The sequence below is a fragment of the Streptomyces sp. NPDC037410 genome (genome assembly GCF_055602235.1).
The window spans coordinates 88,983-107,978 of record NZ_JBVJWR010000002.1; the positions used below are offsets into that span (position 1 = coordinate 88,983).

Below are 18,996 nucleotides of genomic sequence, written 5' to 3' on the forward strand. Positions count from 1 at the left end.
CCGCTTCCTTCGTGATCGACCTTAACCGCAACCTCTGAGGGTCTTGACGTGGCCTGAACCCATCGCACATCTTGAATGCCGTTCTAAGACTTAGAACGACATTCAAGACAGGAGTGCGGTGTGCTCGAACAGGACACGGCGGCCGGCACCACGGGCCGGACAGCGACCGACGAGGTCTTCCAGGTCGAGGAACACGGGATCGACCCCATCCCCGACGCCGAACGCCACGGCGGGGCCAAGGACGTCTTCTGGCTCTGGTTCGGCTCGAACCTCACCTTCACCTACGTCATCAACGGCGCCCTCGCCGTCGCCTTCGGGCTCTCCTTCTGGCAGGCCACCGCCGTCGTCGTCCTCGGCGGCCTCTCGTTCCTCGCCATCGGCGCGGCCGGACTCAGCGGCGTGCGCACCGGCACCGCCACCCTCGTCATCTCCCGCGCCGCGTTCGGCCGCCGCGGCAACTGGCCCGCCGGCCTGCTGAACTGGATCGTCAGCATCGGCTACACCATCGTCAACACCGTGGTGGGCACCCTCGCCCTCGAAGCCTTCTTCACCGACCTCGGCTGGAACGGCGGACACGCCGCCCGCGCCCTCGCGCTCGCCGTCACCCTCGCGCTGACCTTCGTCGTCGCCCTCTGGGGCCACGCCACCGTCCAGTTCGCCGAACGCTGGATGGCGTACGTCCTCGCCGCCGGGTTCGCCGCCCTGCTCGTCCTCGTCCTGCCCGGCGCCGACACCTCCGCCCCCGCCGCCGCGCCCGGCGCCTCCGGCTGGAGCCTCGCCTTCGTCGTCATGCTCGCCGGCCCCTTCTCGTACCTCCCCATGCCCGCCGACTACACCCGCTACCTGCCCCGCACCACCAGCCTCAGGGCCGTCACCTGGAGCGGCGCACTCGGCGGCTTCGTCTCCTCCGTCGCCCTCGGCGTCGCCGGGGTCGCCGCCGCGACGCAGGCCGACATGACCGACGCCGTCGCGGGCACCGAAAGCCTCCTGCCCGGCTGGTTCCAGCCCCTCTTCCTCGCCCTGGTGCTCGGCGGCTCCGTCACCAACTCGATCATCACGCTCTACTCGTCGAGCCTGAACCTCCAGGTCCTCGGCATCCCCTGGAGCCGCGCCCGCGCCATCGTCATCAGCGCGGCCGTCACCGCCGCCGGCTCCCTCGGCGCCCTCTTCCTCGCCGACTTCACGACCTCGCTCCTCTCCTTCCTCTCCCTCCTGATCATCGTCTTCGCCCCCTGGGGCGGGGTGTTCCTCGCCGACATGGTGCTCCGCCGCTGCACCTACGACTCCGCCGGCCTGCACGCGGACACCGGCGGCGCGTACTGGTACCGCTCCGGCTGGCACCCGGCCGGCATGACCGCCCTCCTCGCGGGCCTCGCCTTCTCCGCGCTCACCTGCGACTCCGAGCTGTGGACCGGCCCCCTCGTCGCCCCGCTCGGCGGCGCGGACCTCACGCTGCTCGGCGCCGTCGTCTCCGCCGTGGTGTACGTGCTCCTCGCGCGCCGCACCGTCGCCCCCGTCCAGTAAGCAACCCCGTACGACCCTGTACGCCCTCTACGTCCTGTACGACACGGAGTTCTGCCGCCATGAACCGCACCGCCCCCGCCGACCTCGTCCTCACCGGGGCCCGCATCCACACCGTCGACCCGGCGCTCCCCGAGGCCGAGGCCCTCGCCGTCCGCGCCGGCCGCATCGTCTGGATCGGCGCCGCCGCCGAAGCCGCCGACTGGACGGGCCCCGACACCCGGATCCTCGACGCCGGCGGGCGGCTCGTCCTGCCCGGCTTCGTCGACGCCCACAACCACGTCCGCCTCGGCTCCGACGACGCCTGCGTCCAGCTCGCCGGAGCCCGTACCCTCGACGCGATCCACGAGCGCATCCGCACCTGGCACGCGGCCCACCCCGACGCCGGGTGGATCGAGGCCGAGGCCTTCGACTACTCCGCGATCCCGGACGGGCGGATGCCCACCGCCGCAGACCTCGACCCGGCCACGGGGGACACCCCGGCCCTCGTCCTCAGCTACGACGTCCACACCGCCTGGCTCAACACCGCCGCCCTCCGCCGCCTCGGCGTCGACCGCGACCACACCGAACCGCCCTTCGGACGGGCCGTCACCGACCCCGCCACCGGCGAGCCCACCGGCTTCGTCAAGGACTTCGCCGTCAAGGGCCTCTCCCGCGAAGGCCACCGCGCCCTCCGCGAGCTCGGCCTCCCCTGGGCCTCGACCGACCGGCAGTACGGACGCCTCGCCAAGAGCCTGGACGACGCCATCGGCTACGGCATCACCACCGTCGTCGAACCGCAGAACTCCCTCGACGACCTCGCCCTCTACGAGCGCGCCCGCCACGAGGGCCGGCTGCGCTCCCGGATCGTCGCCGCGCTGTTCCACCCGCGCGGCACCACCGAGGAGGACCTCGACGCCTTCGAGACGGCGGCCGACGCGTACGCCGACGACCGGCTGCGGGTCGGCCCGCTCAAGCTGTACATCGACGACGTCGTCGAACCCCGCACCGCCGCCCTCCTGGAGCCGTACGCCGGCTGCTCCCACCACCGCGGCGACACCTTCTACCCGCCCGAGGAGTTCGCGGAGCTGCTCACCCGGCTCGACGCGCGCGGCTTCCAGTGCTTCGTCCACGCGACCGGTGACCGGGGCATCCGTACCGTCCTCGACGCCGTCGAGCGGGCCCGCGCCGTCAACGGGCCGCGCGACGCCCGCCACCAGGTCGTCCACGTCGAGTGCCTCGACCCGGCCGACACCCCGCGCTTCGCCGCGCTCGGCGTCGTCGCCTGCATGCAGCCCCGGCACGCCGCCCCCGACATCGCGGGACCCGGCCAGGACTGGGCCGAGAACGTCGGCCCCGAGCGCTGGCACAAGGCCTGGCCGCTGCGCAGCCTCCACGCGGCCGGCGCGGTCCTCGCCCTCTCCAGCGACTGGAACGTCGCCGAGATGGACCCCATGGTCGGCATCCACGCCGCTGTCACCCGCCGCCCGCCCGGCGGCGGCGAGGCCTGGACGGCGGGCGAGACGATCGACGTCGCCACCGCCGTCGAGGGCTACACGAGGGGCTCGGCGTACGCGAACTTCCTGGAGCACGAGCGGGGCTCGCTGACGGTGGGCAAGCTGGCCGACTTCGTGGTCCTCTCCCGTGACATCCTCCGCATCGCCCCGGAGGAGATCCCGGGCACGGTGGCGGAGACGGTCGTGGTCGGCGGCGAGGTGGTCGTGGACCGGCGGGGCGAGGCGTAGGGCGCCTCAGTGGTCCCCGGACTCCACCGCCATGCGCCGGTCGAAGCGGCGGCCGCCGTCCCGTGACTCGTACACCCCGTCCTGGGTGGCGACGAGCAGCCGGCGGGCGTCGACGGCGGTGAGCGCCTGCGGGGCCCCGCCGGGCACGGGGGAGACCCGGGTCCAGGACGTGCCCCCGTCCGTCCCACGGAAGAGGACGCCGTCCGGGTCGATGCCGAAGAGGGCGTCGGGCGCGGCCCAGGAGACGTACGCGAGGACCCGCTCGGAGGCCGGCGCGAAGGTCCTGCCGCCGTCCGTGGAGCGGACCACGCCGGTCTCGGTGGTCGCGAGGACGGTGCCCGGGGCGGCGGGGGAGACGGCGATGTCGAGGGCGCGCAGCGAGGCGCGGTCCTCCCAGGCGACACCGTCGGCGCTGACCCGCAGGAGGCCGCGGGCGCTGTCGTAGCCGTAGACGGTGGCGTCGGACGCGGTGTCGAGCGCGTGGAAGTCGACCTTCCCCGCGAGGGACTTCTCGCGCCAGGTACGGCCGGAGTCCGTCGACGCGATGAGCCCGAGGTCGGCGGGCCCGTCGCTGCCGGGGGCCGGGTGCCCGCTGGCGAGGAAGTCGCCCCGGGCGGTGACGGTGAACCCCATGAAGTCGTCACGGCGGTCACCGACGAGCACCGGCCGGCCGTCGGCGTCCGGGGTGTGGAGGCCCTGGTGGGTGGTGACGTAGAGGGTCCCGCCGCGGAGCCCGAGCCCGTGGATGTGGCTGAGGGCGGAGCTGCCGGCGCCGGAGGTGTCGGGGTCGGCGTCCCCGGAGCAGGCGGTGAGGGTCAGGGCGAGGGCGGCCGCGGCGGCGGTGGCCGCGAGGCGGGGGAAGTACCGGTTCATGGTTCTTTCGCGAGGGGGTGAGGGGGTACGTCGAAGGGGGCGGCCCGCCCCGATGGGGGCGGGCCGCCGGGGGCTGGACGGGCGAGCCGGCTCGGCGGGCTTCCGGTCCGGGGGGCCTCCTGGTCCACGGGACCGGATGCACGCGCCGGGTCGGCAGCCGCTGGTCATCGGGATGGATCGGCAACCGCTGGTCTGCGGGATGGATCAGAGCCGGTCGAGGATCTTCTTCAGCTGGTCGACCTCGGCGGACTGGGTCCGTACGACGTCGTCGGCGAGCTTCTTGGCCGTGGCGTTGCCGCCGCTCTTCTGCTCGTCCTTCGCCATGGCGACGGCGCCGTCGTGGTGGGCGATCATCAGCTCGGCGAACTTCCGGTCGAAGGCCTTGCCCTTCGCAGCGGCCAGGTCCTTCATGTCCTGGTCGGACATCATCCCGCCCATGGTGTGGCCTGCGGACTCCGGCTTGCCCCAGCCCTTCAGCCAGGACTCCATCTTCTGGATCTCCGGGTCCTGGGCCTGCTCGATCGCGGCGACGAGCTTCTTGACCTCGGGGTCCTCGGCCCGGCCGTCGGCGAGCTTCGCCATCTCCAGGGCCTGCTCGTGGTGGGGGATCATCATCTGCGCGAACATGACGTCCGCGTCGTTGAAGGCCCCGGGAGCGGAGTCCGCGCCGACGGCGGGAGCCGAGGCGGAGGCGGTGGCGGAGGACGTGGCGGACATGCCGCCGTGGTCCATTCCGCTCATGCCGTCGTCGCTGCCGCCGCAGGCGGTGAGGAGCAGTCCGGCTCCGGCGAGCGCCCCGACGAGGGCGAGCTTGCGGGTGGTGCGGGAGGTGAAGGCGTGCATGGTGATACCTCGTGTGCTGTGTGTACGTACAGGCGGATAGAAGAAGAGACCGGAGACGCGCGAGGGAGGGGCATCGGAAAGCGACCCGTGGCGTGCGCGTCGGGTTCGGTCTAGATCCGCAGGACGGACAGCTGGGCGAGGTCCGGGGGCCGTGGGGGAGGGGCGTGCGGCCCGAGCGCGGGCGTGAGGCGCGTGAGGAGGAGGGCGAGCCAGTCGGGACGGCGTCCGAGCGCGGCCCGGAGGAGCCCCGCGAGCAGCCAGGCGCCGAGGACGGCCACGCAGAGGGTGGTCATGTCCATCCCGGAACCGGGTTGGTGCCGGGCGTCGGGGTCCCCCTGGTCGTGCGGGGCGGCGACGTGCGCGGAGGCGCTGTGGTGGGAGGCGGAAGCGGGCTCCATGCCGCCGCCGGAGCCCTCGGGATGACCGACGGTGTGCATGAGGAACACCCCGAGGGCGAGCACGGCGACGAGCAGGAGGTGCCCGATGGCACCTCCTGCTCGTGCACCGCGTTCCGCTCGGTGTGTACGCACAGCCAGGCCTCCCGGCCGCCGAATATACCGTGCGGGGGTATCAGCCGCGCGTCAGGTCAGGGTCTCGCCCGTCATGGCGGCGGCCATCCGCAGGTGCGGCGCGGCCTCGTCCTTGCGGCCCTGGCGCTCCAGGACGCGCCCGAGCATCAGGCGGGCGTAGTGCTCGACCGGGTCGCGCTCCAGGATGGCGCGGAGCTCGGTCTCGGCGCGGGAGAGCTGCGCGGAGTGGTAGTAGGCCCGGGCGAGGAGGAGCCGCTGGGCCGTCTGCTCCGGGTGCTCGGCGACGAGGCCGCGCAGGATGCGGACGGCGGTTCCGTACTCCTTCGCGTCGAAGAACAGCTGTGCCCGGTCCCAGCGCTCCCCGGCCGTTCCGAACTCGTAGTACGTGTCGCTCACTTGCTCTCCCTTTCCAGAGCTCCGGATCTGCCACCCTGTGGGGTGTCGACCAGGTCAACACCGCCGTCTAGTTGAACATTCCACCAAGGATGGGTTGAGCGCCATGAGCAATCTTGATCGTCAGTCCGCGCTGACCGTGTGCGGCGGCCGCGGCTTCGTCGTCGCGGAACCGGTACGGGAGCTGCTCAGCCCCCGCCGCGTTCAGCTCGGCGAGTCGACCGAGGTACGCAGGCTGCTCCCGAACCTGGGCCGGCGGATGGTCGGAGCCTGGGCCTTCGTCGACCACTACGGCCCCGACGACATCGCCGACGAGCCCGGCATGCAGGTACCGCCGCACCCGCACATGGGCCTGCAGACCGTCAGCTGGCTCCACGAGGGCGAGGTGCTGCACCGCGACTCCACGGGCAGCCTCCAGACGATCCGGCCGCGCGAACTGGGCCTCATGACCTCCGGCCGGGCGATCTCCCACTCGGAGGAGAGCCCCCGGCCGCACGCCCGCTTCCTGCACGGGGCCCAGCTCTGGGTCGCCCTCCCGGACACCCACCGGCACGTCGAACCCCACTTCCAGCACCACGCCGAACTGCCCCAGGCCACCGCCCCGGGCCTCACCGCCACCGTCATCCTCGGCACCCTCGACGGCGCGACCTCGCCCGGCACCACGTACACCCCGCTCGTCGGAGCGGACCTCGCCCTCGCGGCGGGCACCGAGACGAACCTGCCCCTGGAGCCCGACTTCGAGTACGCGGTCCTCGCCATGTCCGGCGAGGCCCGTGTCGACGGCGTCCCCGTCCTGCCCGGCTCCATGCTCTACCTCGGCTGCGGCCGCACAGAACTCCCCCTCCACGCCCTCTCGGACGCGGGCCTCATGCTCCTCGGCGGCGAGCCCTTCGAGGAGGAACTCGTCATGTGGTGGAACTTCGTGGGCCGCACGGACGAGGAGATCCGACAGGCGAGGGAGGACTGGATGACCGGCTCCCGCTTCGGCGAGGTGAAGGGGTACGACGGCGACCGGCTGGACGCCCCGGAGGTCCCGGCTACCCAGCTGAAGGCGCGAGGCCGGGTGCGCTGACCTGGGGTTTTCTCCCTGGAGTCGATGCAAGGGTGAGGGGATGCCTGGGCCCGCCCGTCGCTGTCGTCGCGAGTGTGGGAGGGGGACGTGTGGCAGCCCCCTCCCAGTCGCGTAGTAGGCGGGTGTGCTTCCAGGATGTGCTCACGTCTGAGCGGGTCTGGTCAGCTGAATGCTGACATTGATCACCTCCGGGGATCGGCGTCGCGACCTTGCCGAGTTCGGGCTGGTGACACTGCGCGGCTCTCGTCCCTGACCGGTGGTGCGCTGTCGTGCCAACTCCTGGGCGCAGGAGGTCAACGCGGTCGTTCGGGTCGCTCGTAGCTTGAAGAAGTGCCCAGCCGCGGACGCGGCGGGCGCGCTACCGATTGCTTCGAAAGGACCCCTCATGTTCGACATCGCCAAGGTACAGGCCGCTCCGAGCAAGGACCTGCTCACGCCCGACAACTCCGTCATGCTCTTCGTGGACCACCAGCCGCAGATGTTCTTCGGCACCGGCAGCGGCGACCGGGCCGCGATCATCAACAGCACCGTGGGTCTCGCCAAGGCGGCCAAGGCGTTCGACGTGCCGGCCGTCCTGACCACGGTCGCTGCCGAGTCCTTCTCGGGCCCCCTGCTGCCGCAGCTCGCCGAGGTGTTCCCCAAGAACGAGATCACCGACCGCACCACCATGAACGCCTGGGAGGACGAGGCGCTCGTCGCGGCGGTCAAGGCGACCGGGCGCAAGAAGATCATCCTGTCGGGCCTGTGGACCGAGGTCTGCCTGGTGCTGCCCGCGCTCTCCGCGCTGGAGCAGGGTTACGAGGTGTACGTCGTGACCGACGCCTCCGGCGGCGTCAGGCCGGCCGCCCACGAGCACGCGCTGCAGCGGATGATCGCCGCCGGCGCCGTCCCCGTGACCTGGGTCCAGGTCCTCCTGGAGCTGCAGCGCGACTGGGCGCGCCAGGAGACGTACGGCGCCGTCATGGAGATCGTCAAGGCCCACGCGGGCGCGTACGGCCTGGGCGTCGTGTACGCGCAGTCGGTCATCGGCGCGCACGCGGCCGGCTGACCCCCGTGGACACCGGCATTCTGATCCTGCGTCTGCTGGTGGGACTGCTCGTCGCCGGGCACGGTGTGCAGAAGGTCAGCCGGCATCTGGGCGGCAAGGGACTCGAAGGCGGTACCGAGGAGTTCCGAGGCGACGGCTTCCGCGGCGGCGCCCTCACCGCCCTGGCGGCGGGCGCTGGTCAGATCGGCTCCGGCCTGCTGCTCGCCGTCGGCCTCCTGACCCCCCTCGCCGCGACCGGCGTCATCGGGGTCATGACCGTCGCCCTCACCGTGAAGTGGTGCCACGGGCTCTGGGTGCAGAACGACGGATACGAGTATCCGCTCGTCCTCGTCGGCACCGCCGCCGCGCTCGCCGCCACCGGCCCCGGCGCCTGGTCCCTCGACGCGGCCCTCGGCCTCACTCCGTACCCGCTGTGGTGGGCCGCCCTCACGCTCGTGGCCGGTCTCGGCAGCGGACTCCTCACCCGGCTCGTCCTGCACCGGCCCCCCGCCGCCCCGGCGATCGCCGAGCGCTGAGCGCGAGCAACGCAGACCGGGTCCGGCCGGCCGCGTACCCCCGACCGGGCGGCCGGGCCCACCCCCCCACTTCTCCCTGTACAGGAGTACTCGATGGACACCCTCACGTCTCCGCACGGCGGCGGTCAGCCGCTGCTGCACCAGAAGGGCGCCGAGACCCAGGCGTTCGGCACGCTCAAGCAGCTGCCGATCGGCCTCGGCCACGACACCCGCATGTACGCCTGCCAGCGGCTGAACCGCGTCCTCGCCGACACGCAGATCCTCTACTCCCTCTACAAGAAGCACCACTGGCTCATGCGCGGGGCGACCTTCTACTCGCTCCACCTCATGCTCGACAAACACGCGGAGGCCCAACTGGCCATCGTGGACGCGCTGGCCGAGCGGGTCCAGAGCCTCGGCGGCGTCGCCGTCGGAGACCCGCGCCACGTCGCGGAGCTGACGTCGATCCCCCGGCCGCCGGACGGCGTCGAGCCGGTGCCCGTCATGCTGTCGCGGCTCCTCGACGCGCACGAGAGGATCCTGATCGACGCCCGGGACGCCGCCGCACGGCTCTCCGGCGAGGGCGACGAGGGAAGCGCCGACCTGCTCGTCTCCGATGTCATCCGCACCGGCGAGGCACAGGTGTGGTTCCTGGCCGAGCACCTCGTGGACACCCCTCTGGTGCACGGCTGATGGCGGACACCTACGACGTCGTCGTGGTCGGCGGCGGGCCGGCCGGCGAGGTCCTCGCCGACCGGATCGTCCGGTCGGGGCTGACCGCCGTCGTCGTCGAGGCCGAGGCGATCGGCGGTGAGTGCTCGTACCGTGCCTGCGTGCCGAGCAAGGCCCTGCTGCGTCCCGGGGCCGCCCGAGCGGAGGCCCGCTCGGTCGACGGGGCCCGGCAGGCGGTCACGGCCGCACTCGACCCGGCGCGGGTCCTTGCCCGCCGCGACCGCTTCACCGGGCGCGGTGACGACACCGGCCAGGCCGACTGGCTCGACGGTGCGGGCATCGCGCTCGTACGTGGCCACGGACGGCTCGCCGGTGAGCGCCGGGTGGAGGTGACCGGAGCCGACGGCACGGTCCGTACCCTGCGGGCCCGGCGCGCGGTCGTGGTCTGCACCGGCACGGAACCCGCCCTCCCTCCGGTCGAAGGGCTCGACCGGATCGGTGTGTGGACCAACCGGCAGGCCACCACCGCCGACGCGGTGCCCGAGCGGCTCGTCGTCATCGGCGGGGGAGTGGTCGCCTGCGAGATGGCCACCGCGTGGCGCTCGCTCGGCTCCTCCGTCACCCTGCTCGTCCGCGACCAGGCCCTGCTGACCGGCTGGGAGCCCTGCGCGGGCGAAGAGGTCAGCCGGGGGCTGAGCGACCTGTGGGGCTCGTCTATGTGGCCGCCTACGTGCCCCACGAGGGCGAGAGCCTCGGCCGGCTCCAGGGGGGCTTCCCCGAGTCCCCGCTGGCGGGCAGCTTGAAGGAGTGGACGTACCCGCTCCTCGACGGCGACTCCGCGGTCGAGGTCACGATCGAGGAGACGGCCTTTCCCTCCGTCTTCGCGGCGGACGTGCCCGAGGATGTCGCCGGCGTCCTGGCGGTGGCCCAACGCCCCCTCGCCACGGTCGCGTTCACGGAGAGCGCGCCCGCTGCCGCGTGGCGGACGAAACCGTCCTGGGCTCTGGTGGCCGGGGCGGACCGCACGATCAGCCCCGAGGTCCAGCGCTTCGGCGCGGCACGGGCCGGAGCCGTCGTCGTCGAACTCCCGGACGCCTCCCACGCCGTCGTCCTGTCCGAGCCCACACGGGTCGCCGACCTGATCAGAGATGCCGTACGGGCGACGAGCTGACCGACCGGCCGTCGCAACGACAGGAGTGGGACCGCGTCAGCCGGGACGAGGGCGCCGCTCAAGCGGCTGCCCCGGCCCCGAACGAGGGGCTGTCGGCAGCTTGGGATCGGCGATGGCCGGGCGCGATCGGTTTCACGATCCGGGCTGGTCGCCGTGGTCGCCGACGGTACGGGGCCAGGTCCAGGCGTACCGCACGATGAGGGCGAGAAGGATCAATTCCAGTGCGATGCCAAGGCCGTAGAAGTACAGCCAGGACGCGCCCACCGCGTTGAACGCCGTGACGGGGACGTAGAGCGAGGCCACGATGAGGTTCGCGATGCGGTTCGTCCGGGCGGGCAGTGTCGTCGACAGGACGACCATGAAGATGGGGATGGCCACGAGCGCCAGCGCCGTGGTCGAAAAGGTCTGGGAGAGGTCGAACTCGAAGACCTTGCCGTCGAGGATGTCTTTGACGACGCCGGGCGTGAAGAAGTTGAGAATGTCCACGTAGGCGTAGAGGAACATGAAGGCGGTCCACGTCGCGGCGAGCCTGGCTCTCAGTGGGATCCGCTGGTCTTCCAGTGTGGCGGTGGTGGGTTGACGTGTTCTCATCGTGGGCTCCGTCGTCGCGGTGAGGATCGGTGGGTCCACGATCGCTGAGCCCGGCGGCGGGCGCCTCGGCCCGGGGGCTTCGGTTCGCCTGGCCGATGGCATGGTCTCTCTCTCGTTCTTTCGGCGGATACGCCGAGGCGCGACGCTGCCTAGGCTGGAGCCGTGGTCACTTTCCGGCGCTCCGTCTGGCATGAGCCGCGGCCTGCTGACGCCCCACCCATCGGTCGTCCGGACTGGCTGCTGGTGGGCGTGTTCACGGCCGCCGCCTTGGTCGAGGGCATCGTTCGGCCGGGCTTGGCCTGGCGACCACTTGTGACGGTGCTCGCCCTGGCGCTGATGCCTGCCCTGCTCGGGCGGCGGGGCCGCCCCCTCATGGCCGTCCTGGTCGGGTGGGGGGTCGCCGGGCTGCTCTCGGTCCTCCAGCTGACTGCGCACGCCGGGGACCTCGACCTCTACTCCATGATGGCCGTCCTGATCCTGCTCTACTCCCTGGTGCGGTGGGGCTCGGGACGGGAGATCGTCTTGGGGACGGCGTTCGTGACAGTCGTTGTCGCGCTGGGGATGTACGCCGCCTCCGCGGGCTGGGCCGACGTTTTCGGCGGGAGCGTCCTCTTGCTGTTGTTCGTCGCCCTCGCGGTGGTGTTCCGCTACCGCGCGGACCTCTGGCGTCGCCAACAGCGCGAGATCCGCAATCAGGAGCGGGTGGCGCTGGCGCGAGAGCTGCACGACACCGTGGCCCACCACGTCTCGGCCATCGCGGTGCAGGCGCAGGCCGGTGGTGTGGTCGCCGGCATCCAGCCCGAGAAGGCTGCCGAGGTCCTGGCCGCGATCGAGTCTGAAGCGTCGCGAACCCTGGAGGAGATGAGATCCATGGTTCGGGTGCTGCGTGAGGAGGAAGCCGTCGCCTACTCACCGCAGCCGGGTGTCGCGGACCTGCCTGCTCTGGCGCGCGCCCACACGACGCCTACCGTCGAGGTCTCGCTGGACGGTTCGTTCGCCCGGCTGGCACGACCCGTGGACACCGCGCTCTACCGGCTCGCGCAGGAGTCGCTGACCAACGCCGTACGGCACGCCCGGAGCGCGACCCGCGTCGCGATCGACGTACGCCGGGAGGGCGACGCCGTCAGGCTGCGTGTCAGCGACGATGGACAGACCGAGCCGGGGCCGGCCCCGGAGCCTGGGTTCGGTCTGCTGGGCATGGCCGAACGCGCTCAGCTCCTCGGCGGATCGCTCTCCGCGGGGCCGGGGCCCGAGGGCGGCTGGGTGGTCGAGGCCGTGCTGCCGATGGCGGTGTTGGCATGAGCATCCGTGTTGTCGTAGCCGACGACCAGGACTTGGTGCGGACCGGGCTGGTGATGATCCTCGGCGCGCAACCCGACCTCGAGGTCGTGGGGGAGGCGGCAGACGGGCTCGCAGCGCTCGACCTGGCGACCCGGCTGCGTCCCGATGTCCTCCTCGTCGACATCCGGATGCCCGGGCTCGACGGCGTCGAGGTGACGCGGCGCCTGGCCGGGCCAGACGTGACGGACCCGATGGCGGTCGTCGTGATCACCACCTTCGACCTCGATGAGTACGTCCTCGGCGCCCTACGCGCCGGCGCCCGCGGCTTCCTGCTCAAGAACGCCGGGCCGGAGCTCCTCGTGCAGGCCATCCACGCGGCGGCCAACGGGGACGCGCTGATCGCCCCCAACGTCACCCGTCGGCTGCTGGCGACCTTCGCCGACCAGGCGCCGGTGGTACCGGTCCAGCCGAGCAACCCGCTCACCGAGCGCGAGGAGGAGGTGCTCGCGCTGGTGGCACGAGGCCGGACCAACGCCGAGATCGCCACCGAGCTCTTCGTCAGCCTGAGCACGGTCAAGACCCACGTCGCATCGTTGATGACCAAGCTCGGCGCACGCAACCGCGTCGAGATCGCGATGTGGGCACACGACACCAGACGCGTGAGAGCCGCTTAGCGCGGCCGGTCGTGGTCGTACGCCTCCTTCCAGTCGCCGATGGTGACCCTGGCGTGGGTCGGGGACCAGAACAGGTGGATGTTGAGGCATTCGTCGCGCAGGCGACCGTTGAAGGACTCGATGAAGTTGAAGGACTCGATGAAGGGGTTGCGCCACAGCTCCCCGGGTGGGATGAACAGGCAGCCGCGCACGCACTCCGGCCTCCTGTCGGACCGCACCGCGCTGCGCGCGCGGTTCGAGCTCGTCAGATTGCAGACGCAGACGCAGACGCAGACGCAGACGCAGACGCAGACGCAGACGCAGACCCGCGACACGTTCACCGTGGTGCGGTCGTCCCCGAGGCTGACCGAGACCAGACGGTTCCTCGTGGACATGATGGGCGACACGATCGCGGAGTGGACCGACGACGAGAACGTCCACGACGCCGTGGCCGCCCTGGCGACGCAGGCGGCCGTGGCCCACCGCCTGCGGGAACGGAGCAGGCTCACCCCGGCCCGGGGCCGCCGAGGTGGTGGCCATGTTGGTTGACTCCCTGGCGTCTTGCTGACCTTTTGCTGACCTCGGCCGCTGTCTGCCGCTGCCTGAGGCTGTCGTCGCGACTGCGGGAGGGGCGTATCGCAGCCGTTCCCGGTCGTGCAATCGGCGGGTGCGCTCTCCAGGGTGTGCTCGTGTGCGGGCAGGTCCGGTCAGCTGAATGCTGACCTTGTTCGTGACCGGCCTGAACACGGGTGGGCTACGAAGACCGGCTGGCAGATGTTCGGCGGAACGGCCGGGTGCCCGGCGGGGCGGGCGCGCGCCGGCTCTCGGCCGTCGCGTACCGACCAGGCGCCCGGGTCAGCGTGCTCAGTTCGTCGCGTCGGGCTTCACGAGGTCCGGAAGCTTCGTCTCGAAGAGGTCGTCGAGCTTCATCGAGGGCAGGATGTGACCCTGGTCGGCGGCGTCGTTCGCGCCCCAGGTGGCGGCCGCGAGGCGCTGGTTGGGCGTGCCGTGGTGGCCGTTGCTGCGGAAGTTGCAGTCGCCGACCTGGTAGAAGGACTGGGCGGAGTCCAGTACCCGCTGGGTGTTGAGGGCCTCGCCGCGCGAGTGGGTGAGGAAGTACGTGCCGAACGCGTCCGCCATCAGCTCCGTGCGCCGGGTGGCCTCCGGCCCGGTGAGCGTGGTGTTGTCGAACAGACCGTCCTCGTACTGCACGTGGTGACCGAACTCGTGGCCGAGGATGGCGCGCGGGGCGGTGTCGCCCAGGCCGACGGCCTTCATGCCCTGCAGGACGCCGTCACCCATGACGATGCGGTCCGAGACACCCAGCGGCTGCGGGTTGTTCTTGTCGGAGTAGGCGAAAGCGTTGAAGGTGAAGATCGGGTTGGCGCAGTCCTGCAGCACGGGCTCGTACTGGACCAGCGCGATGAACAGCCAGCCCAGGCCGATGTTGTCCTCGGGCGTGCCGCCGTACACCACGGACAGGGTGCGGGCGAGCCGCTCGGGGGAGGAGAAGACGTCGGCGCCGTGCATCGGCACGAGCTGGATGTCGTCGGAGGGGATGTCCCAGAAGTTCTTCAGGTCCTTGGCCTGGGACGTCAGCTCGTTGGTGTACTCACCGTTGACGCCGAAGGTGTTGGACTTGGACTCGGTGCCGAACAGCAGCGCGTCGTAGGTGGGCATGTCGAACCCGCCCAGGAGGTAGAGGAAGAGGACCAGCAGGGGCTGATCGGCGTCTGCCAGCAAGGAGTCCGTGTAGGCCGACAGCTCCGTGCTCCGGCACTGGTGGTCGCCAGGGTTGATGGCGCTGTCGAGGATGTCCGCCCACTGGGTGTCGGCTATGCCGTACTTGGCGGCGGTGGCCGCACGGCGCGCCTGCCAGTCGGCCGCCAGCTTGGCGAGGATCTCGTCGACGAGGGCCTTCGCCTTGGGATCGAGCTTGGAGGTGTCGATGCCGGAACCGGCGGACGCGGCGGTGGCCGCGGTGGTGTCGTCAGCGGCCGTCGCCGGCAGGGCCGCGCCGAAGGCGCAGGTGGCGGCGGTCACGAGGGTGACGGCCAGGGCGAGGGTCTTCTTCACAGTCAACTCCCTTGAGGTGGTGGAACCGAGGAGCCCCGACGTCCTCGTGGGACGGGAGGGGCGGCCGGTTCGCTGCGGAGCCGAGTCTGCAAATGATGTGCGCTCCGGAGAAGCCGTCCGTGCTGGCGGAATCCGGCAATGACAGGAAGGTGACGGACGCCGTGCGTCCGGGCACGTCCGATGGGGCATTCGTCGTGTGGCGAGGCGTCGGACACGTGCCCCGGGAGGGCGGGCGTCTCAGATCCAGCCGCGGCGGGTGGCCTGGATGCCGAGCTGGAAGCGGGTCCGGGCGCCGAGGACTTCCTGGAGGCGGGTGATGCGGCGCGCCACCGTGCGTTCGCTGACCCCGAGTTCGCGGGCGATCGCCGCGTCGGTGAGGCCGCCGCTGAGATACGTGAGGAGCTGCCGGGTCTCCCGCGTGGGACCGGGAGCGGACTCGTCCGTCGGCCCGCCCTGGGCGGACAGCGGGGCGGCCATCTGCCAGAAGGACTCGAAGAGATCGATCAGCGCGTAGAGGAGATCCGACCGCTGCACCACGATGTTGTGACGGCTGTCGAAGCCACGCGCGGGCGCACTGACCACGGCGAAGCGCCACCACGGCACGCCCAACCAGCGATTCGCGGCCTCCTCCTGGGGCGCGAGCCTCGCCGACGATGCGGCGAACCAGGGGTACGTCCTGCCCTCGCTCAAGGTCGACGAGCTGTTCGAGGCCAAGCTTGCCGACCTCGTGAAGCCCGACACGGCCGGCTGAGCCGTCTTCCGGTTCGGCGACGTACGGGTCCGAGTCGCCGGCTACCCCACGTCCCGGGCCCTGCCCGGCCGCTCTCGGCTCGCCGGTGGCCTCCGTCGAGGCCACCAGCGCGGGTCTCTCGATCAGGGCGGGCACGTGGTGTCGGGGCTCACCTTCGTGAGGGCGATCAGATAGTCCTCGACCTTCCTGTCGACGCAGGCGTTGCGGCCGTAGCCGGTGTGGCCCGGCGCGTCGAAGGACAGCAGCATGCCCCCGGGGAACTGCCGTGCCAGACTGACCGCTTCGCTGTATCGGGTCGCCGGGTCGCCCGTGGTACCCACGACGAGGACCGGCGGAACGCCGTCGGCGTGCACCGCGTGCGGCCGCTCGGGACCGGTCGGCCAGTCCTTGCAGACCAGTTCGCCGGCGACGGCCGACGTGCCGTACACACCGGCCGCCTTGTCGGCGTCGGGCAGCGCGTCCCAGTAGGCCTGTGCGTCGCGCGGGTGGGGGACGTCGAGGCAGTTGACCGCCGTCAGAACGGCTTCGGTGTTGTCCTCGGGCACGTCGGACGCCCCGGACTTGTCGGACCCGTCAGATCCGTCTGACTCCTCGGAGCCCTCGGACTCGTCAGCGGTCTCAGGCTCGTCTGACTCGTCGGCGGTCTCGGACTCGCCGGCGGTCCCATCCTCCGTGCCCGGCTCCGCTTCCTGCTCCTCTGTCGTGAGGCCCGCCAGCTTCGTACCGTCACCCGCGTCCGCCGCGTGCAGCGCCTCGGACAGGCCCTTCCACTGCTGCTCCGGCGTGTACATGGCCATGCTGAGCGCGGAGACGAGGCCCTCGGCATCGAGTCCGTCCTCGGAGCCCTCGACTGGCAGGGGCTCGCGCTGTGTCTGCTCCAGGAGCCGGTCGATGAGCGCGCGTATCTCCTCGGGCGTGCCGCCCGGGCAGTCCTCGCCGACCGTCTCCGCGCAGCTCTGCGCGTAGTCGTCGACCGCGTCCCGGAAGCCCGTCGCCTGGCCGATCATGCGCCTTCGCCAGTCGAGGGACGGGTCGACCGCCCCGTCCAGGACCATCGCCCGTACCCGGCGCGGGAACTGTTCCGCGTACGAGGTGCCCAAGCTCGTGCCGTACGACCAGCCGACATACGTGAGCTTGCGGTCGCCGAGGGCCGCCCGCAGCACGTCCATGTCCCGGGCCGCGTCGAGCGTGCCGACGTGCCGGAGCAGCGGACCGCTCGCCTTCGCACACGCCTCGGCCTGCTCCCGCGCGCCCGCGAGGGTGTCGGCGTGTTCGGCGTCGGTACGGGGGTAGAGCGGTGCGGGCGCAGCGGCGGCCTCTGCGGACTCCTCGGCTGTATCAGCCGTATCGGACGCATCGTCGGTCGGCTCGCCCGTCGACTCGTCCGGCTGTCCGTCGGCCTGCTCCGTGGTGAGGCAGGTCAGGGCCGGCTTGCTCTCCCCGACGCCGCGCGGGTCGAAGCCCACGATGTCGAACCGCTCGCGCACGCCTTTGCCGAGCTCGTCGGCGAGGCCGCCCTTCAGCTCCTGGAATCCGCGTTCGCCCGGGCCTCCGGGGTTGTAGACGAGGGAGCCGATCCGCTTGTCCGCCGTGGCGGTGGCGGCCTTCGCCACCGGCAGGACGAAGGTCCTGCCGTCGCCGGGGTGGGAGTAGTCCATCGGCACGGTGAGCGCGGCGCACTGCAGGTCGCCGCAGGGACGCCAGTCGAGCTCCTGCCCGTAGAAGGGCCGCAGGTCGGGGCGGGCGGCCGGGTCGGCGGCCGAGGAGTGCGGCCGGCTCTCGCCCGCGCCGGGGCCGGCCGCCGTGCAGGCGGCCAGGGAGGTGGCGCTGAGGGCGGCGAGGGCGATGACGAGGGTCCGTTGGCGGACGAGGGGGCGGATCAAGAGGTACTCCCATGGGGTGAACGGTCCAGGGAATGATCACGCGTCGATGCTGAGGTTTTCCTGAAGCCCCGGGACGGGAGCCGCTGAGGTCGGGCGAAGTGCCGGGACGGTCGCTCCACAGCTTTGGGACGGTCAGTCCGGCGTGGGCAGCCGCAGTACGAAGCGGGCCCCGCCGCGCTCGCCGCGTCCCGCCGTGAGGGTGCCGCCGTGCGCATGGGCGACCCAGGCGGCGATGGACAGACCGAGGCCGGTGGAACCCGATCCGCTGCGGAACCGCTCGAAGAGCGCGTCCGCGACCTCCGAAGGCAGGCCGGGGCCCGCGTCCTCGACCGTCAGCGTGCCGTCCCGGGCCACCGTGATCAGCACGTCCGCCGGGACGCCCGGCTCGTGCCCGTGCTTGAGTGCGTTGCCCAGCAGATTGCCCACGGCCCGCCGTACGAGGTCGGGGTCGGCGACCACGACCGTGTCCGCCGCCTCGACCCGGACCCGGTGGCCCTGCGTGGGAACCTCCTCGACGACCGCCTCCACCAGCTGGTCGAGCCGCAGCGGCTGCCGCGCCACCGCGGCCGTACCGGACATGAGCCGGGCCCGGGTGAGCAACCCGTCGACGAGACGGCCCATGCTCTCGGCGAGGCGCAGGGTGCGCCGGTGCACCTCCGCGCTGTCGGTCTCGCCGCGCAGCGCCGTTTCGGCGAGCGTACGGAGCGAGGCGGCAGGGGTCCGCAGATCGTGCGCGGCGTCCGCGAGGAACGCCTCCTGCTGGGCGAGCGCGGTGAGCGCGGGCCGCACCGCCCGCCCGGACAGCAGGTGTCCCACGGCCGCAGACAGCAGTACGAGGACGGCGCAGCCGCCCGACACCACCCACACGAGCCGCCGGTGCCCGGCCTGCGGGGCGGTCGAGTCCGACACGGTGACGAGGACGCCCTGCGGCGGTTCGTCGCCGACAGCGTCCGGTGCGTAGAAGGGCTGCGCGAACACCCGTACCGGCGCGCCGTCCGTCGTACGCCGGTCGAAGGCACGCACCTCGTCGGCCCGCACCGCCGCCCGGCCGACGGCCAGGACGGTGCCGCCGCTCACGGCCAGGCACGGCTTGGCCGGTGCGTGCGCGACGGTGAGCAGGTCCGGGTCGTCCTCCGACGTGACGAGTACGGTCAGCGGAGGGCAGGCGGTGTTCATGTTGTCCGCGAGGACCCCGGTGTCCAGGCGGCCCTCCTCGTCCGTCTCCAGCAGGCCGAGGGCCCAGCTGGTGTCGGCGTTCATCGAGTGGTCGAGCTGCTCCCGCCAGCGGCCGCTGTCACTGCGCACGGCGAACACGGCCATCGCGACAAGGCCCACGGCGCTGGTCAACGCGAACAACAGGCTGATCCGCCGACGCAGCCGCAGCACGCGCGCCGTGGGGGTGAGGGGGCGCGAGCCGCGG

20 protein-coding genes and 1 pseudogene are annotated in these 18,996 nt (G+C 72.0%); 11 read left to right on the plus strand and 10 right to left on the minus strand.

Annotated elements, in window-relative coordinates; all coding sequences use genetic code 11:
- The first annotated feature begins 120 nt into the window (after positions 1–120).
- Both ACZ7HT_RS03350 and ACZ7HT_RS03355 read left to right on the plus strand, forming a co-directional pair.
- The gene (locus tag ACZ7HT_RS03350) at positions 121–1,524 is read left to right on the plus strand and encodes a purine-cytosine permease family protein (RefSeq protein ID WP_471159224.1); all 1,404 of its coding nucleotides are present in this window, start codon (positions 121–123) and stop codon (positions 1,522–1,524) included.
- Positions 1,525–1,583: 59 nt separating this feature from the next.
- Positions 1,584–3,245, plus strand: coding sequence for an amidohydrolase (locus ACZ7HT_RS03355; RefSeq protein WP_471159226.1), 1,662 nt, complete (start codon positions 1,584–1,586; stop codon positions 3,243–3,245).
- A 6-nt stretch (positions 3,246–3,251) separates the two neighbouring features.
- On the opposite strand, the gene ACZ7HT_RS03360 is transcribed toward ACZ7HT_RS03355, so the two are convergent.
- The 4 genes from ACZ7HT_RS03360 to ACZ7HT_RS03375 all read right to left on the minus strand — a co-directional run bounded on the left by ACZ7HT_RS03360 (position 3,252) and on the right by ACZ7HT_RS03375 (position 5,914).
- Positions 3,252–4,118 (minus strand): F510_1955 family glycosylhydrolase, encoded by an 867-nt coding sequence (locus ACZ7HT_RS03360; RefSeq protein WP_471159228.1) that lies wholly within the window; start codon positions 4,116–4,118, stop codon positions 3,252–3,254.
- 204 nt (positions 4,119–4,322) lie between these two features.
- A complete protein-coding gene (locus ACZ7HT_RS03365; protein WP_471159230.1) occupies positions 4,323–4,961 on the minus strand; it encodes a DUF305 domain-containing protein in 639 nt (212 codons plus the stop codon).
- 110 nt (positions 4,962–5,071) lie between these two features.
- A complete protein-coding gene (locus ACZ7HT_RS03370; RefSeq protein WP_471159232.1) occupies positions 5,072–5,491 on the minus strand; it encodes a DUF6153 family protein in 420 nt (139 codons plus the stop codon).
- A 51-nt stretch (positions 5,492–5,542) separates the two neighbouring features.
- A complete protein-coding gene (locus ACZ7HT_RS03375; RefSeq protein ID WP_471160036.1) occupies positions 5,543–5,914 on the minus strand; it encodes a tetratricopeptide repeat protein in 372 nt (123 codons plus the stop codon).
- 76 nt (positions 5,915–5,990) lie between these two features.
- Here ACZ7HT_RS03375 and ACZ7HT_RS03380 point away from each other — a divergent pair, with 76 nt between their 5' ends.
- The 6 genes and pseudogenes from ACZ7HT_RS03380 to ACZ7HT_RS03405 all read left to right on the plus strand — a co-directional run.
- Positions 5,991–6,956, plus strand: coding sequence for a pirin family protein (locus ACZ7HT_RS03380; protein ID WP_471159234.1), 966 nt, complete (start codon positions 5,991–5,993; stop codon positions 6,954–6,956).
- A gap of 385 nt (positions 6,957–7,341) precedes the next feature.
- Positions 7,342–8,004: a hydrolase gene (locus ACZ7HT_RS03385; protein ID WP_471159235.1), complete on the plus strand. Its 663-nt coding sequence runs from the start codon at positions 7,342–7,344 to the stop codon at positions 8,002–8,004.
- 5 nt (positions 8,005–8,009) lie between these two features.
- Positions 8,010–8,519 (plus strand): DoxX family protein, encoded by a 510-nt coding sequence (locus ACZ7HT_RS03390; RefSeq protein ID WP_471159237.1) that lies wholly within the window; start codon positions 8,010–8,012, stop codon positions 8,517–8,519.
- 93 nt (positions 8,520–8,612) lie between these two features.
- Positions 8,613–9,191, plus strand: a complete 579-nt coding sequence (locus ACZ7HT_RS03395; RefSeq protein ID WP_471159239.1) for a Dps family protein — start codon at positions 8,613–8,615, stop codon at positions 9,189–9,191.
- Positions 9,191–9,973 (plus strand): FAD-dependent oxidoreductase, encoded by a 783-nt coding sequence (locus ACZ7HT_RS03400; protein WP_471159240.1) that lies wholly within the window; start codon positions 9,191–9,193, stop codon positions 9,971–9,973. Before ACZ7HT_RS03395 ends, ACZ7HT_RS03400 begins: the two co-directional genes overlap by 1 nt.
- Positions 9,862–10,341: pseudogene (locus tag ACZ7HT_RS03405) on the plus strand (alpha/beta fold hydrolase); the annotation flags it as partial. The gene ACZ7HT_RS03400 and the pseudogene ACZ7HT_RS03405, both read left to right, overlap by 112 nt.
- Before the next feature lie 132 nt (positions 10,342–10,473).
- On the opposite strand, the gene ACZ7HT_RS03410 reads toward ACZ7HT_RS03405, so the two are convergent.
- The gene (locus ACZ7HT_RS03410) at positions 10,474–10,932 is read right to left on the minus strand and encodes a DUF6326 family protein (RefSeq protein ID WP_471159242.1); all 459 of its coding nucleotides are present in this window, start codon (positions 10,930–10,932) and stop codon (positions 10,474–10,476) included.
- 162 nt (positions 10,933–11,094) lie between these two features.
- Here ACZ7HT_RS03410 and ACZ7HT_RS03415 point away from each other — a divergent pair, with 162 nt between their 5' ends.
- Positions 11,095–12,234, plus strand: a complete 1,140-nt coding sequence (locus ACZ7HT_RS03415) for a sensor histidine kinase (protein ID WP_471159244.1) — start codon at positions 11,095–11,097, stop codon at positions 12,232–12,234.
- Positions 12,231–12,887, plus strand: coding sequence for a response regulator (locus tag ACZ7HT_RS03420; protein WP_471159246.1), 657 nt, complete (start codon positions 12,231–12,233; stop codon positions 12,885–12,887). The genes ACZ7HT_RS03415 and ACZ7HT_RS03420 overlap by 4 nt, the downstream gene beginning before the upstream one ends.
- Here the strand turns inward: ACZ7HT_RS03420 and ACZ7HT_RS03425 are convergent.
- Positions 12,884–13,078 (minus strand): integrase core domain-containing protein, encoded by a 195-nt coding sequence (locus ACZ7HT_RS03425; RefSeq protein WP_471159248.1) that lies wholly within the window; start codon positions 13,076–13,078, stop codon positions 12,884–12,886. The two genes, ACZ7HT_RS03420 and ACZ7HT_RS03425, sit on opposite strands and share 4 nt — an antisense overlap.
- Here ACZ7HT_RS03425 and ACZ7HT_RS03430 point away from each other — a divergent pair.
- The gene (locus tag ACZ7HT_RS03430; RefSeq protein ID WP_471159249.1) at positions 13,059–13,415 is read left to right on the plus strand and encodes a hypothetical protein; all 357 of its coding nucleotides are present in this window, start codon (positions 13,059–13,061) and stop codon (positions 13,413–13,415) included. The two genes, ACZ7HT_RS03425 and ACZ7HT_RS03430, sit on opposite strands and share 20 nt — an antisense overlap.
- Positions 13,416–13,730: 315 nt before the next feature.
- Here ACZ7HT_RS03430 and ACZ7HT_RS03435 read toward each other — a convergent pair whose 3' ends face one another.
- The 4 genes from ACZ7HT_RS03435 to ACZ7HT_RS03450 all read right to left on the minus strand — a co-directional run bounded on the left by ACZ7HT_RS03435 (position 13,731) and on the right by ACZ7HT_RS03450 (position 18,923).
- The gene (locus tag ACZ7HT_RS03435) at positions 13,731–14,942 is read right to left on the minus strand and encodes a hypothetical protein (RefSeq protein WP_471159251.1); all 1,212 of its coding nucleotides are present in this window, start codon (positions 14,940–14,942) and stop codon (positions 13,731–13,733) included.
- 237 nt (positions 14,943–15,179) lie between these two features.
- Entirely contained in the window at positions 15,180–15,656 is a 477-nt protein-coding gene (locus ACZ7HT_RS03440) for a helix-turn-helix transcriptional regulator (RefSeq protein WP_471159253.1), read from the minus strand.
- 159 nt (positions 15,657–15,815) lie between these two features.
- Positions 15,816–17,576 (minus strand): alpha/beta hydrolase, encoded by a 1,761-nt coding sequence (locus ACZ7HT_RS03445; RefSeq protein WP_471159255.1) that lies wholly within the window; start codon positions 17,574–17,576, stop codon positions 15,816–15,818.
- 132 nt (positions 17,577–17,708) lie between these two features.
- The gene (locus ACZ7HT_RS03450) at positions 17,709–18,923 is read right to left on the minus strand and encodes a sensor histidine kinase (protein ID WP_471159257.1); all 1,215 of its coding nucleotides are present in this window, start codon (positions 18,921–18,923) and stop codon (positions 17,709–17,711) included.
- Positions 18,924–18,996: the final 73 nt, after the last annotated feature.

Coding starts and splice junctions, on each gene's coding strand:
- ACZ7HT_RS03385 (WP_471159235.1), top strand. CDS start 7,342: ATGTTCGACATCGCCAAGGTACAGGCCGCTCCGAGCAAGGACCTGCTC.
- ACZ7HT_RS03365 (WP_471159230.1), bottom strand. CDS start 4,961: ATGCACGCCTTCACCTCCCGCACCACCCGCAAGCTCGCCCTCGTCGGG.
- ACZ7HT_RS03420 (WP_471159246.1), top strand. CDS start 12,231: ATGAGCATCCGTGTTGTCGTAGCCGACGACCAGGACTTGGTGCGGACC.
- ACZ7HT_RS03400 (WP_471159240.1), top strand. CDS start 9,191: ATGGCGGACACCTACGACGTCGTCGTGGTCGGCGGCGGGCCGGCCGGC.
- ACZ7HT_RS03380 (WP_471159234.1), top strand. CDS start 5,991: ATGAGCAATCTTGATCGTCAGTCCGCGCTGACCGTGTGCGGCGGCCGC.
- ACZ7HT_RS03360 (WP_471159228.1), bottom strand. CDS start 4,118: ATGAACCGGTACTTCCCCCGCCTCGCGGCCACCGCCGCCGCGGCCGCC.
- ACZ7HT_RS03410 (WP_471159242.1), bottom strand. CDS start 10,932: ATGAGAACACGTCAACCCACCACCGCCACACTGGAAGACCAGCGGATC.
- ACZ7HT_RS03395 (WP_471159239.1), top strand. CDS start 8,613: ATGGACACCCTCACGTCTCCGCACGGCGGCGGTCAGCCGCTGCTGCAC.
- ACZ7HT_RS03355 (WP_471159226.1), top strand. CDS start 1,584: ATGAACCGCACCGCCCCCGCCGACCTCGTCCTCACCGGGGCCCGCATC.
- ACZ7HT_RS03430 (WP_471159249.1), top strand. CDS start 13,059: ATGAACAGGCAGCCGCGCACGCACTCCGGCCTCCTGTCGGACCGCACC.